Source organism: Streptomyces sp. NPDC006335 (assembly GCF_040612795.1).
Taxonomy (GTDB): domain Bacteria; phylum Actinomycetota; class Actinomycetes; order Streptomycetales; family Streptomycetaceae; genus Streptomyces.
In genome coordinates this window covers 67,848-80,503 of sequence record NZ_JBEXQX010000010.1, presented here as the reverse complement: position 1 = coordinate 80,503, position 12,656 = coordinate 67,848, and the positions used below count along the sequence as shown (strand labels likewise).

The following is a 12,656-nucleotide window of genomic DNA, read 5'->3' as shown; positions in this document are numbered from 1 at the left end:
GGCCCCCGAGCCCGACGAAAGGCGGCTGTCATGGTCACTCACGTTCCCGCGGAGGAGTACGGCGACGAGCGCGGCGCGCTCCTGGCCTTCCTGGAGGAGCAGCGCGGCGGGATCCGGCGGGCGGTGCTCGGGCTGACGGACGAGCAGGCCACCGCCAAGCCCAGCGCGAGCGAGCTGTCCCTGGGCGGGCTGCTCAAGCACGTCGCCGAGGTCGAGCAGAGCTGGATCGCCCGGGCCAAGGGCGAGAGGCCTGCCGTGGAGCGGGACCAGTCGAACTGGCACGAGTGCTTCGCCCTGGTCGGCGGCGAGACCGTCGAGTCGCAACTGGCCTACTGGGAGAAGGTGGCCGCCGAGACGGAGGCGTTCGCCCGCTCGGTGCCGAGCCTGGACGATACCTTCCCGCTGCCGGACCAGCCCTGGTTCCCGCCGGGGGGCCGGGTCTCCGTGCGCTGGGTGCTGCTGCACCTGATCCGTGAGACGGCCCGGCACGCCGGCCATGCCGACATCATCCGCGAGTCCCTGGACGGGAAGACGGCGTTCGAGCTGGTGGCGCTCGCCGCGAAGTGAGGAAGCCATAACCTGGACCGCATGTCAACGATCCGTCTCCTCGTGCTCGGCGCGGTGCGCCAGCACGGGCGGGCCCATGGCTACCAGGTGCGCAACGACCTGGAGTACTGGGGCGCGCACGAGTGGTCCAACGCCAAGCCCGGCTCGATCTACCACGCCCTGAAGCAGATGGCGAAGCAGGGGCTGCTGCACGCGCACGAGATCGCGCCCTCCACGGTCGGCGGGCCCCCGCGCACCGAGTACGAGATCACCGACGTGGGCACCGAGGAGTTCCTGCGGCTGGTGCGGGAGGCGCTGACCTCCTACGACCAGAAGATGGACATCAAGTCGGCGGCCATCGGCTTCATGGTCGACCTGCCGCGCGCGGAGGCGGTCGCACTGCTCAAGGAGCGCATCCGGCGCATCGAGGAGTGGCGCTCCGCCGTCACCGAGCACTACGTCCCCGAGGAGGGTCCGCAGCAGCTCGGCCACATCGGCGAGATCATGAACCTCTGGGTCCACACGGCCGACGCCGAGGCCGAGTGGACCCGGGGGCTCATCGCCCGCGTCGAGGACGGGGCGTACACCTTCGCAGGGGAGGGCGACCCCTTCGTGGGCGTCCTCGCCGAGGGCGAGGAGAACCCGTACGCGACGGGGGAGCGGCATCCCGAGGACGCGAGCTAATCAAGTTTGACGAGTGCGACCGACGGCAGTACTCTGCCCATGTAGTCAAGTTTGACTACATGACCCCTGGGGAGGGTGCCCGATGACCGACGTGATCGTCGCGGAAGGCCTGCGGAAGCGGTACGGCGACAAGGCCGCCCTGGACGGGCTCGACCTGAGGGTCGCGCGCGGCACCGTCCACGGCGTGCTCGGCCCCAACGGCGCGGGCAAGACCACCCTGGTCCGTGTCCTCGCCACCCTGCTGCGCCCGGACGAGGGCCGCGCGACGGTGGCGGGCCACGACGTGCAGCGCGAGGCCTACGCCGTGCGCCTGCGCATCGGCCTGCTCGGCCAGCACGCGGCCCTCGACGAGGAGCTCGGCGGCCGCCAGAACCTGGAGATGTTCGCGCGCCTCTACCACCTCGGCGCCCGCCACGCGCGCGTGCGCGCCGACGAACTCCTGGAGCGCTTCGGCCTCGCCGACACCGGCCGCAAACCGGTGCGTGCCTACAGCGGCGGCATGCGGCGCCGCCTGGACCTCGCCGCCTCCCTCGTCCGCGATCCGGAGGTGCTGTTCCTGGACGAACCCACCACCGGCCTCGACCCGCGCGGCCGCGCCGAGGTGTGGGCCGCGGTCCGCTCCCTGGTCGGCGGCGGTACGACGGTCCTGCTGACCACGCAGTACCTGGAGGAGGCCGACCAGCTCGCCGACCGGATCTCCCTCGTCGACCGGGGCCGGGTCGCCGCCGACGGCACACCGGACGAGCTGAAGGCGCGCATCGGGGGCGACCGCGTCGACGTGGTCCTGCGGGACGCGGGCCAACTGGGCGCGGCGCTGGCCCTGTTGCCGGTGCCGTCGAAGGGCGTCTCCGTCGACCCCGACCGCAGGCTGCTCAGCGCGCCGGTCACCGACCGGATGGCGGCGCTCTCCGAGGTCGTACGGGCCCTGGAGGCGGCCGGGATCGAGGCGGAGGACGTGGCCCTGCGCCGGCCCACGCTGGACGAGGTGTTCCTGCACCTCACCGGTGACGAGAACCGAGTCAAGGAGGCCGTGTGAGCACGTACGCGCTGACCGATTCCTGGATCATGACCCGGCGCGAACTCGCCCACTGGGCACGGCAGCCGGTGCGGGTCCTCGTCGGTCTGGTCTTCCCCGTGATGCTGCTGCTGATGTTCGGCTACCTCGTCGGCGGCGGCCGCGGTGTCGACGGGGACTATCTCGGCTACCTGGTGCCGGGGATGCTCGCGCTGACCATGGCGTTCGGGCTGGAGGCGACCATGATCGCCGTCACCCAGGACCTCAACAAGGGGGTGATCGACCGCTTCCGGTCCATGCCGATGACCAACGGGGCGGTCCTGGTGGGCCGTTCGGCCGCCGACATGCTCCAGTCCGTGCTGAGCCTGGCCGCGATGATCGGCGTCGGGTACGCGATCGGCTGGCGGGTCCAGGGTGGCTTCACCGGACTCCTGGCCGCGGTCGGCCTGTTGCTCCTGTTCCGCTTCGCCATGCTCTGGATCGGCATCCATCTGGCGATGGTCGCCGGGAAGCCGGAGATGGTGCAGGCCGTGCAGATCCTGGTCTGGCCGGTCGGCTTCCTGTCCAACGCCTTCGCGACCCCGGACTCCATGCCCGGCTGGCTGGGCACGGTCGTCGAGTGGAACCCGATGTCCCAGACGGTGACCGCCGTCCGCGACCTGCTGGGCGGCCCCGGCGGCGAACCGGGGCATGCCTGGGCCGCCGTCCTGTGGCCGCTGGGACTGCTGGCGGTCTTCTTCCCGCTGGCCCTACGGCGGTTCGCCCGACTGAGCCGCTAGGGCAGCCCGGCGTCGGTGAGCGGTCCGCACGGCAGGCGGCTCCCCAAGGGTCGGCGGTTCGGCGGTCCCCGCAGTCAGGCGGCCCGGCAGGGTCGGCAGCACAGCGGTCCACGCGGCCGAACGGTATCCGGCGGAGCCGCAGGGGCCGGGGTGCGCCGCTCCCGCTACCTCCGCGGCGGTGAACAGGGGCACGTGTGAGCGGCGGTGGAGTGGCCGCTGGCATTGCTGGCGGCAAGGGTCGGCGGCGCGGCGGTCCCCGCAGTCAGGCGGCCCGGCAGGGTCGGCAGCACGGCGGTTCGCGCGGCCGAACGGTATCCGGCGGAGCCGCAGGGGCCGGGGTGCGCCGCTCCGGCTACCTCCGCGGCGGTGAACCGGGGCACGTGTGGGCGGCGGTGGAGTGGCCGCTGGCATTGCTGGCGGCAAGGGTCGGCGGTGAGCCGTCCGCACGGCAGGCGGCTCCCCAAGGGTCGGCGGCGCGGCGGTCCCCACCGGTCCACACGGCCGAAAGGTGGCCGGTGGTCCCGCGGGGACCGGAGTGCGCCGCTCCCGGCACCTCCCGGCGGCACGGCCGGAGCGGTCGCCCCCCCCCGCCCGGCGGGCCTAGTGGTGGAAGCCCGTCGCCGCCCCCCTGTCCTTGGTGAACGGGTGCGGCTGGCGGCGCAGTTCCGGCAGCAGCCGCTCCAGGTCCTCCACGAACAGGTCGGCGAGGTCGGTCGAGAAACCGTTGCGGCACACCACCCTCAGCACCGACAGGTCCTCGCGGTTCGGCGGGAAGGTGTACGCCGGCACCAGCCAGCCCCGCTCGCGCAGCCGTCGGGACACGTCGAAGACGTCGTACGCCTGGACGTCGGGGGCCGTGGTGAACGCGAACACCGGGAGCTCGTCGCCGCGGGTCAGCAACCGGAAGTCGCCGAGCGCCTCCACGCGGTCGGCGACGCCCCGGGCCACGTCCCGCGTGGACTGCTGCACGGCCCGGTAGCCCTCGCGGCCCAGCCGCAGGAAGGTGTAGTACTGGGCGACGACCTGCGCGCCGGGGCGGGAGAAGTTCAGCGCGAAGGTGGGCATGTCGCCGCCCAGGTAGTTCACGCGGAACACGAGCTCCTCGGGCAGCGCCTCCTTGTCCCGCCACAGCGCCCAGCCGACACCGGGATAGACCAGCCCGTACTTGTGCCCCGAGGTGTTGATCGACGCCACGCGCGGGAGCCGGAAGTCCCACACCAGGTCCTCGTCGAGGAAGGGCGCGACCATGGCGCCGGACGCCCCGTCGACGTGCACGGGGATGTCCAGGCCGGTGCGCTCCTGGAGGGCGTCCAGGGCGGCGCACAGGTCCGCGATCGGCTCGTAGGAGCCGTCGAAGGTGGAGCCGAGGATGCCCACGACCCCGATGGTGTTCTCGTCGCACAGCTCGGCGGCGGCCTGCGGGTCGAGGTGGAAGCGCTCGCCCTCCATGGGCACCAGGCGGGCCTCCACCTCCCAGAAGTTGCAGAACTTCTCCCAGCACACCTGGACGTTGACCCCCATGACCAGGTTGGGCCGCGCCCCCGGGTAGCGGTCGGCGTTGCGCCGCGCCCAACGCCGCTTCAGCGCCATGCCCGCGAGCATGCACGCCTCGCTGGACCCGGTCGTCGAACACCCCACCGCCGCCGAGGGATCCGGCGCGTGCCACAGGTCGGCGAGCATCGCCACACAGCGCCGCTCCAGTTCGGCGGTGCGCGGGTACTCGTCCTTGTCGATCATGTTCTTGTCCCGGCACTCACCCATCAGGACCCCGGCCTGCGGTTCCATCCAGGTCGTGACGAAGGTGGCGAGGTTCAGCCGGGAGTTGCCGTCGAGCATCAGCTCGTCGTGGACCACCTGGTAGGCGGTCGACGGCGGCAGGGGAGCGGTGGGCAGCCGGTGCTTGGGCGGGGCCTCGGTCATCCCGCCGACCGGATCGGCCTCGCCGTAGAAGGGGTTGACGGACAGCGGGCGCTCGTCGGGCTTCTCGGGCCCTTGGTGCAGTGGCATGGGCGTGCCTCCTGAAGGGATCGACGTCGGTCAGCGGACCGGGGTTCCGTCCGCGCGCAACTGCATCTGCGGCCGCCCTGTCACCAGCAGCCAGGCCGGCAGCGAGGCGACGCACAACAGGGCGAGGATCGCGGGTGAGGCCACCAGTACGGCGGCGACGAAGAGACTCACCCACGCCTGCCGGGTGACGGCGAGCAGCATGCCCAGCACCCCGGCCGCCACGCCGAGGGCCGGGTGTACGGCGTCCACGAGCGCGTGGGCGCACAGCCCGAACGCGACGCCGACGAACACGGCCGGGAAGATCCGCCCGCCCCGGAAGCCGCAGGAGGCCGCGACGAGCAGCGCGGCCAGCTTCACCACCGTCATGGTGGCGAACTCCCCGGCCGACCAGCCCGTCGGATCGGCCGCCAGCTCGCCGATCTCGTCCAGCCCCTTGAAGAGCGTCAGATGGCCGCCGACGGCCGCGAGCAGCCCCAGGACGAGCCCGCCGACCGGGAGCGCGACCATCGGGTGCCGCAACCGCGTGAACGCGCCATGGACGTACGGGAAGGCCAGCACGGCCGCCATGCCGAGCAGCGCGGCGGCCGACGCGACCACCAGCACGGCCAGCAGATCGCCCCAACCGGGGCGTCCGAACGCGGGCAGTCGCAGGTCGAAGCTCGGACGGGCCAGCAGAGTGGTCGTCAGCGCGCCGGTCGCGGCCGCCAGCAGCGGCCCGAAGACGTTGTCCCACAGCGCGCCCCTGAGCTGCCGCCCCGCCAGCGCCTCGGAGATCACCAGCGCCGCCGCAACCGGCGTCCCGAACAGCGCGCCGATCGTGGCCGCCTCCGCCAGCGCCGGCCACAGCCCGCGCGGCATGCGGGGAGCCAGCCGGCAACCCAGCCAGAAGGCGAGCCCCACGTTCACCGCGATGACCGGGTTCTCGGGCCCGAGGCTCGGGCCGCCCGCGAGCATCAGCGCGGTCGCCAGGAGGAGCCCCGGGAGCACGGCGGGCGGCAGCACGGGAGCGTCGAGCCCCATGGTGGCCGGATCCGGACCGGCGTGCCCGGGGACCTTCCACACCACCAGCCCCACGGCCAGCCCCGTGGCCGTGAGCATGACCAGCATCCACAGCACGGAGTACCGGCCCACCCCCAGCGCGTCCGGCAGGTTCCGCCACAGCACGTGCTGGAGCTCCTCGGCCGCCGCGCTCACCCCGATGAACAGCAGACTCGCGCCCACCCCGACGACGAGAGCGGGGAGGATCAACGGCAGCAGGGCGCGCGCCGGGGTCGCCGGGGCGGCGGATGCCTGCTGCGCGGTGTCCTGGGCCACGGGCTCACGATAAGCGGACATAACGGACGTGACATCCGGAGGTGTCCGTGCCGGGCTTGCACCTCACGTGGCGTGAGGAGCCACCGTGGAGCGCGTACCGAGAAGGGAGCGGACGAAGTGAGCTACTCCGTGGGACAGGTCGCGGGCTTCGCCGGCGTCACGGTGCGCACGCTGCACCACTACGACGACATCGGCCTGCTCGTGCCCAGCGAGCGCAGCCACGCGGGCCACCGGCGCTACAGCGACGCCGACCTCGACCGGCTGCAGCAGATCCTGTTCTACCGCGAGCTCGGCTTCCCGCTCGACGAGGTCGCCGCCCTGCTCGACGACCCGGACGCGGACCCGCGCGCGCACCTGCGCCGCCAGCACGAGCTGCTGACCGCCCGGATCGAGAAGCTGCAGAAGATGGCGACGGCCGTGGAGCACGCCATGGAGGCACGCACGATGGGCATCGATCTGACGCCGGAGGAGAGGTTCGAGGTGTTCGGGGACAAGGACCCGGAGCAGTACGCGCAGGAGGCGGAGGAGCGCTGGGGCGGCACGGAGGCGTACGCCGAGTCGCAGCGCCGCGCCGCCCGGTACACCAAGGAAGACTGGAAGCGCATGCAGGCCGAGGTGGCCGACTGGGGCGAGCGCTACGACGCCCTGATGGCCGCCGGTGACACACCCACCTCCCCTGCCGCCATGGACATGGCGGAGGAGCACCGGCAGCACATCTGCGGCTGGTTCTACGACTGCCCGTACGAGATGCACCAGGGGCTGGCCGAGATGTACGTGTCGGACGAGCGCTTCAAGGCGTTCTACGACTCCATGCGCCCCGGTCTCGCCGAGCACCTCAGGGACGCGATCAGGGCGAACGCGGCCCGGCACACCGCCTAGAGCGCCTGACCCGGGGAGCCGGGGGCTACTCCCGGGTCAGGACCACCGCCGTGCCGTAGGCGCACACCTCCGTGCCGACGTCCGCCGCCTCGGTCACGTCGAAGCGGAACATCAGCACGGCGTTCGCGCCACGCGCGCGTGCCTGCTCGACGAGCCGCTCCATGGCCTGGTTGCGGGTCTGCACCAGCGTCTTGGTGAGCCCCCTGAGCTCGCCGCCGATCATCGACTTCAGCCCGGCACCGATCTGGCTGCCGAGGTGCCGGGACCGCACGGTCAACCCGAAGACCTCGCCCAGCACCTCCTGGACCCGGTGGCCGGGTACGTCGTTCGTGGTCACCACGAGCACATCCGGTCGGGGCTCCTGGCCGCCGCCGTATTCGTCAATACCCATGGCTCACAGCTTTGTCCCGGACGGCGCACAGTGCATCCTGGGGACCCCCATGGAACCTGGGCCACCGTGGCTGCGTTGATACTTGAGGGCAGCCAGTCCCAGCCCGACCCCCACACGCAGGAGCCACAATCCCGTGACCACGCTCGCGCTCGGCCCCGAGTGGATCAGCCCCGACTACCTGATCGAGACCTTCAGCCTCCCCGGAATCCTGCTGATCGTCTTCGCCGAGTCGGGTCTCTTCGCGTTCCTGCCGGGCGACTCCCTGCTGTTCACGGCGGGTCTCTTCGTGGCCGAGGGCAACTTCATCAGCCAGCCCCTGTGGCTGGTGTGCACGCTCATCGTGCTGGCCGCCGTCCTCGGCGACCAGGTCGGCTACATGATCGGCAAGTTCTTCGGCCCGAGGCTCTTCAGCCGCCCCAACTCCAAGCTCTTCAAGCAGGAGAACCTGGAGAAGGCCCACGAGTTCATGGAGAAGTACGGTCCCAAGGCCATCGTCCTGGCCCGCTTCGTGCCGATCGTGCGGACCTTCGCGCCGATCGTCGCGGGCGCCGGCCGGATGAAGTACCGCACCTTCCTGACGTACAACGTGATCGGCGGCGTGGCCTGGGGCACCGGCGTCACCCTCGCCGGCTACTGGCTCGGCCAGATCGACGTCATCAAGAAGAACGTCGAGGCGATCCTCGTCCTGATCGTCCTGGTCTCGGTGGTCCCGATCCTCATCGAGTACCTGCGCGAGCGCTCCAAGAAGAAGAAGGCTGCGGCGCAGGCCCCGCCCCAGCAGCAGTACCAGCCCATGGACGACGCGACGACCCAGCTCCGCCGCATCCCGTCCGACGACCAGCCGCAGCAGGCCCCTCAGCAGCAGCACAACGGCTACGACCAGTACTACGGCCAGCAGCCGCAGCAACAGCAGCCGCAGCAACAGCAGCCGTACGCCCAGCAGTACCCGCAGCACTACGGCAACCAGCAGTACGGCCGACAGGACCAGCAGAACCCCTACAACCAGGGGTACTGAGAGCTGCCGGGGCGCGGCGGGTCAGAACCCCCGCGTCCGCTTGGCGGCCCGCCGCTTGCTGGCGGATCCCACCCGAAGGAACAGCCGGGAGATCTCCGACCCCAGGTTGACCCCGATGGCGATGGCCATGGCCAGCGCCGCCGCCTTCGACAGCGACACCAGCCCTTCGTCGACCTGGCTCCCGGCGATCGACAACAACCCGAAGTACGTCGCGGATCCCGGCAGCAGGGGACCGATCGCCGCGGTCGTGTACGGCAGCGCGGAAGCGAACCGGTACCGGGACAGCAGCTGCCCGAACAGCCCGACCAGCCCCGCCGCGACGGCCGTGGAGGCGACCGGGGAGAACTCGCCGGTGTAGTGCATCGCGCCGTACACGCACCAGGCGACACCGCCGTTCAGGGTCACGGCCAGCACGGTGGATCGTTCCTGCTGCAACAGCACCGCGAACGTCAGCGACAGCAGCATCGACGCCGCGATCTGCCACAGCGGCCGCGGATCCGTCGACAGTGCCTCGTCCGGGTTGAGATGCACCCCGAGCTGCACCCCGACGTAGAGCATGACCAGCACGCCCACCACGATGCCCACGAAGAAGTACATGACCTCCAGGAGCCGGGCCGACGCGGTGATGTAGAAGCCGGTCAGGCCGTCCTGCACGCCCGCCACCAGCGCCCGCCCGGGCAGCAGCGCGAACAGCCCACCGGTGATGACCGCGGACGCCTTCACGTCCACGTGGGCCAGCGTCAGCGCGATCCCGATCGCGGCCGGCGGCATCGCGGCGACCGTGAACTGGTAGAACTCCGGCAGTCCGCGCCCCGCGCACAGCCACGCCAGCCGGTCGCCGAGCATCGCGCCCAGCACGGCCGCGACGAACACCAGCAGGTCACCACCCACCAGCACGGAGGCCGCGCCCGCGAGCAGCCCGCTCGCCGAGGTGAGCACCCAGGTCGGATACGGGTGCCGGTTGCGTCGGATTTCCGCGAGCCGCCGGTAGGCCTCCTCCAGGGAGATCGCCGTCTCGGGGTCGCTGAGGTCGTCCACGAGCTGGAAGACGGCCGCGAGGCGCGTGTAGTCGGTGCCGCGCCGCCGTACCGTCCTGGAGGCCGTCACGGGGTCGTCCACGAGCGACGGCTGGTACGAGATCGACAGCAGTGTGAAGGTGACGTTGGGCTCGCAGCGGTCCAGGCCGTAGGACCGGCAGACCGCGAACATCGCCGCCTCCACGTCCTCCGCGCCCTCACCGCCCGCGAGCAGCAGCTCGCCGATACGCAGGGTCAGGTCGAGCACGCGCGGGACGGCGGGGCCGGTGTCGTCCTCGGACTTCTGCACCGGTTCCGGCGCGGGCCGCTCGGTCACCGGCATCCGCAGCATCGTGCGCATCCGGTCCTGCCAGGGCACGTCCTTGGTGAGACGGACCACCGGTATGCCGGTCGGCGGGGTGAACGCGGGCGGGGCGTCCTTCGCGCTGTAGGTGCGCGGCATGCTGAACGCCGAGCCCTCCGGCTCCGCGGCCGACGGCTGCTGAACCTCCAGCCCCTTCGGCAGCGCGAACTCCGACGTGGTCTCCGGCTCGCCGCCGGCGGTTCTCGGCACCGCGAGCCCGTCGGGGAGGGCGAACTCGGACGTGATCTCGGAGTCGTAGAAACTCCTGGCCTCGTCCGACTGCGGCTTGCGGTGCTCCGCCTCCGTCACTCCGTAACGCTCCCTGAACGACACATTCCGTAAGCCTCAGTATGCGCGGGCATGCGAACGGGCCGCACGCGTGCGCGTGCGGCCCGTCCGTGACAAGGGCTCAGTGGCCGCCCTGGTCCTTGAAGCGCTTGTAGGACCGCTCGATCTCGGCCTCGGCGTCGACACGGCCGACCCAGTCGGCGCCCTCGACGGACTTGCCGGGCTCCAGGTCCTTGTAGACCTCGAAGAAGTGCTGGATCTCCAGGCGGTCGAACTCGGACACGTGGTGGATGTCACGCAGGTGCTCCACACGCGGGTCCGTCGCCGGGACGCACAGCAGCTTGTCGTCGCCGCCGGCCTCGTCCGTCATACGGAACATGCCGATCGCACGGCACTTGATGAGACAGCCCGGGAACGTCGGCTCGTCAAGAATGACCAGCGCGTCCAGCGGGTCGCCGTCCTCGCCGAGGGTGTTCTCGACGAAGCCGTAGTCGGTCGGGTAGGCGGTCGAGGTGAAGAGTCGACGGTCCAGGCGGATCCGACCGGTCTCGTGGTCCACCTCGTACTTGTTCCGCGAACCCTTCGGGATCTCGATCGTGACGTCGAACTCCACCGGTGGCTCCTCCATGATCAACACATAGTTCTGGTGGTTAAGTGTCCCTCACGCAGGTGTGTGATCGCGAAAGGGGCTGTTGGTCGTGCCTGAACTGAGGCCTTGGCGGGCCGCGAGACCGCATGTGGTGCGGGTCGCGCACGCCGTACGACCGCGTCTGGCACGCGCCGCGGACGCCGTACGTCCAGGACTGACCCGGGCCACGGACACCGTACGGCCGTATCTGCAACGGACCGCCGACGCCGTGAAGCCGCAGGTCACACGGCTGGCCGGGATGTCCCGGCCGAAGACCGTCAGGACCTGGCAGTACACCGCCGGCGCCGCCGGCGCCGGTCTGGCGCTGGCCGCCACCGTGGCGACCGCCGCCGGTCCGTGGGACTCCTCGGGTCAGCGTACGGCCGAGCGGGACCGGGCGGTCGCCCTCGAGCGGACGGGTGGCACAGATCACGAAGGCGGTTCCGGTACGGCGGACGCCGCACCGCGTCCCGCACCGAGCGCCGCGTCCGTGCTCACCGCACTCGGCGGCGGGACCGCCACGGTGAAGTCCGCGCCCACCGGCAAAGCCCTGGCCACCGTCCTCGGACCGCTCCTCGGCAACTCCTCGCTCGGCACCCGCCACACCGCGGCCGTCGTGGACGTCGCCAGCGGCAAGCGGCTCTACGGCGCGGGCGCCGACACCGCGCTGACCCCCGCCTCCACCACGAAGATCGCCACCGCCGTCGCCGCCCTGTCCGCCCTCGGCGCCGACCACCGCCTCACCACGCGCACGGCCCTGGAGCCCGACACCAAGGAGCTCGTCCTCGTCGGCGGCGGCGACCCCACCCTCACCGCCCGCCAGGACACCGCCGGCTGGGCGAGCCTGCGCGAGCTGGCCCGGGAGACCGCCGCGGCCCTCAAGAAGCGCGACATCAAGGCCGTCACGCTCTCCTACGACAAGACCCTCTACGCGGGCCCCGAGATCCACCCGATCGGGGTCAACGACAACCTGGCCCCCGTCAGCGCCCTGATGGTGGACGAGGCCCGCACCGACGACTCCTCGAGCGGCCCCGTCGCGCGCGTGAGCGACCCGGCGGCGGACGCGACCCGGACCTTCGCCCGGTTCCTCGCGGCCGACGGCATCAAGACGACGTCCCCCGGCCCCTCCAAGGCGACCGGCCGCGCCCAGAACCTCGCCGAGGTCTTCTCACCGCCCCTGTCCGCCCTGGTCGAACGCATGCTGACCAACAGCGACAACGACATCGCCGAGGCCCTCGCCCGCCAGACCGCCCTGGCGGACGAGCAACGCGCCGACTTCGAGGGCGGCGGCGACGCGATCCGTGCGCAGTTGAAGAAGCTCGGACTCCCGCTCGCCGGCGCCGACTTCCACGACGGCAGCGGACTGAACCGTGCCGACCGGCTCACGGCGAACCTGCTGACCGCCCTGCTGGTGAAGGCCGGCGACCCGGACCGGCCGGACCTGCGCCCCGTCCTCACCGGCCTCCCGGTGGCCGGCTTCACCGGAACCCTGACCAGCCGTTACACCGACGGCGCGGCCGGCGTCGTACGGGCCAAGACGGGCACCCTGACCGGGGTGAACACCCTGGCCGGGACGGTCGTCGACCAGGACGGGCGGCTGCTGGCCTTCGCGTTCCTGGCCTCGGACACGACGGACCCGGCGGCGGCCCAGAGCGCGCTCGACCGCACGGCCACGGCGCTGGCCGCCTGCGGCTGCGGCTGACCACGCGTGCGCGTTGCCCTCCCGCGCG

At 71.7% G+C, this 12,656-nt stretch carries 12 protein-coding genes; 7 read left to right on the top strand and 5 right to left on the bottom strand.

The features are described from left to right. The first annotated feature begins 30 nt into the window (after positions 1 to 30). The 4 genes from ABZ098_RS26585 to ABZ098_RS26570 all read left to right on the top strand — a co-directional run bounded on the left by ABZ098_RS26585 (position 31) and on the right by ABZ098_RS26570 (position 3,024). Positions 31 to 567, top strand: a complete 537-nt coding sequence (locus ABZ098_RS26585; protein ID WP_356595195.1) for a DinB family protein — start codon at positions 31 to 33, stop codon at positions 565 to 567. 21 nt (positions 568 to 588) lie between these two features. Then, positions 589 to 1,230, top strand: a complete 642-nt coding sequence (locus ABZ098_RS26580; protein ID WP_356595193.1) for a PadR family transcriptional regulator — start codon at positions 589 to 591, stop codon at positions 1,228 to 1,230. Between the two features lie 82 nt (positions 1,231 to 1,312). Beyond that, complete coding sequence (locus tag ABZ098_RS26575; protein WP_356595191.1) at positions 1,313 to 2,266, top strand: ATP-binding cassette domain-containing protein; 954 nt, start codon at positions 1,313 to 1,315, stop codon at positions 2,264 to 2,266. After that, the gene (locus ABZ098_RS26570) at positions 2,263 to 3,024 is read left to right on the top strand and encodes an ABC transporter permease (RefSeq protein ID WP_356595189.1); all 762 of its coding nucleotides are present in this window, start codon (positions 2,263 to 2,265) and stop codon (positions 3,022 to 3,024) included. Before ABZ098_RS26575 ends, ABZ098_RS26570 begins: the two co-directional genes overlap by 4 nt. Positions 3,025 to 3,624: 600 nt before the next feature. Here the strand turns inward: ABZ098_RS26570 and ABZ098_RS26565 are convergent. Together ABZ098_RS26565 and ABZ098_RS26560 are read right to left on the bottom strand one after the other, a co-directional pair. Beyond that, positions 3,625 to 5,031 carry a glutamate decarboxylase gene (locus tag ABZ098_RS26565; RefSeq protein WP_356595187.1) on the bottom strand — a complete coding sequence of 469 codons (1,407 nt, stop codon included), beginning with the start codon at positions 5,029 to 5,031 and terminating at the stop codon, positions 3,625 to 3,627. Positions 5,032 to 5,061: 30 nt separating this feature from the next. After that, positions 5,062 to 6,345 carry an ion channel protein gene (locus ABZ098_RS26560; protein WP_356595185.1) on the bottom strand — a complete coding sequence of 428 codons (1,284 nt, stop codon included), beginning with the start codon at positions 6,343 to 6,345 and terminating at the stop codon, positions 5,062 to 5,064. 117 nt (positions 6,346 to 6,462) lie between these two features. Here ABZ098_RS26560 and ABZ098_RS26555 point away from each other — a divergent pair, with 117 nt between their 5' ends. Then, positions 6,463 to 7,224 (top strand): MerR family transcriptional regulator, encoded by a 762-nt coding sequence (locus ABZ098_RS26555; RefSeq protein WP_356595184.1) that lies wholly within the window; start codon positions 6,463 to 6,465, stop codon positions 7,222 to 7,224. A 25-nt stretch (positions 7,225 to 7,249) separates the two neighbouring features. Here the strand turns inward: ABZ098_RS26555 and ABZ098_RS26550 are convergent, their stop codons facing one another. Further along, positions 7,250 to 7,615 (bottom strand): YbjQ family protein, encoded by a 366-nt coding sequence (locus tag ABZ098_RS26550; RefSeq protein WP_356595182.1) that lies wholly within the window; start codon positions 7,613 to 7,615, stop codon positions 7,250 to 7,252. 133 nt (positions 7,616 to 7,748) lie between these two features. Between ABZ098_RS26550 and ABZ098_RS26545 the strand changes: the two genes are divergently transcribed. Further along, positions 7,749 to 8,630, top strand: a complete 882-nt coding sequence (locus ABZ098_RS26545) for a VTT domain-containing protein (protein ID WP_356595180.1) — start codon at positions 7,749 to 7,751, stop codon at positions 8,628 to 8,630. A 21-nt stretch (positions 8,631 to 8,651) separates the two neighbouring features. Here the strand turns inward: ABZ098_RS26545 and ABZ098_RS26540 are convergent, their stop codons facing one another. After that, positions 8,652 to 10,319, bottom strand: a complete 1,668-nt coding sequence (locus ABZ098_RS26540; RefSeq protein WP_356595178.1) for a threonine/serine exporter family protein — start codon at positions 10,317 to 10,319, stop codon at positions 8,652 to 8,654. 100 nt (positions 10,320 to 10,419) lie between these two features. Continuing rightward, positions 10,420 to 10,911, bottom strand: a complete 492-nt coding sequence (locus tag ABZ098_RS26535; protein ID WP_007383738.1) for an inorganic diphosphatase — start codon at positions 10,909 to 10,911, stop codon at positions 10,420 to 10,422. A 79-nt stretch (positions 10,912 to 10,990) separates the two neighbouring features. Between ABZ098_RS26535 and dacB the strand changes: the two genes are divergently transcribed. Beyond that, entirely contained in the window at positions 10,991 to 12,628 is a 1,638-nt protein-coding gene (gene dacB / locus ABZ098_RS26530; RefSeq protein ID WP_356595176.1) for a D-alanyl-D-alanine carboxypeptidase/D-alanyl-D-alanine-endopeptidase, read from the top strand. Positions 12,629 to 12,656 lie beyond the last annotated feature (28 nt).

Bases quoted from the DNA above. Each gene is read 5' to 3' on its own strand.
- ABZ098_RS26550 (WP_356595182.1), bottom strand. From the start codon at position 7,615: ATGGGTATTGACGAATACGGCGGCGGCCAGGAGCCCCGACCGGATGTG.
- ABZ098_RS26585 (WP_356595195.1), top strand. From the start codon at position 31: ATGGTCACTCACGTTCCCGCGGAGGAGTACGGCGACGAGCGCGGCGCG.
- ABZ098_RS26565 (WP_356595187.1), bottom strand. From the start codon at position 5,031: ATGCCACTGCACCAAGGGCCCGAGAAGCCCGACGAGCGCCCGCTGTCC.
- ABZ098_RS26575 (WP_356595191.1), top strand. From the start codon at position 1,313: ATGACCGACGTGATCGTCGCGGAAGGCCTGCGGAAGCGGTACGGCGAC.
- ABZ098_RS26580 (WP_356595193.1), top strand. From the start codon at position 589: ATGTCAACGATCCGTCTCCTCGTGCTCGGCGCGGTGCGCCAGCACGGG.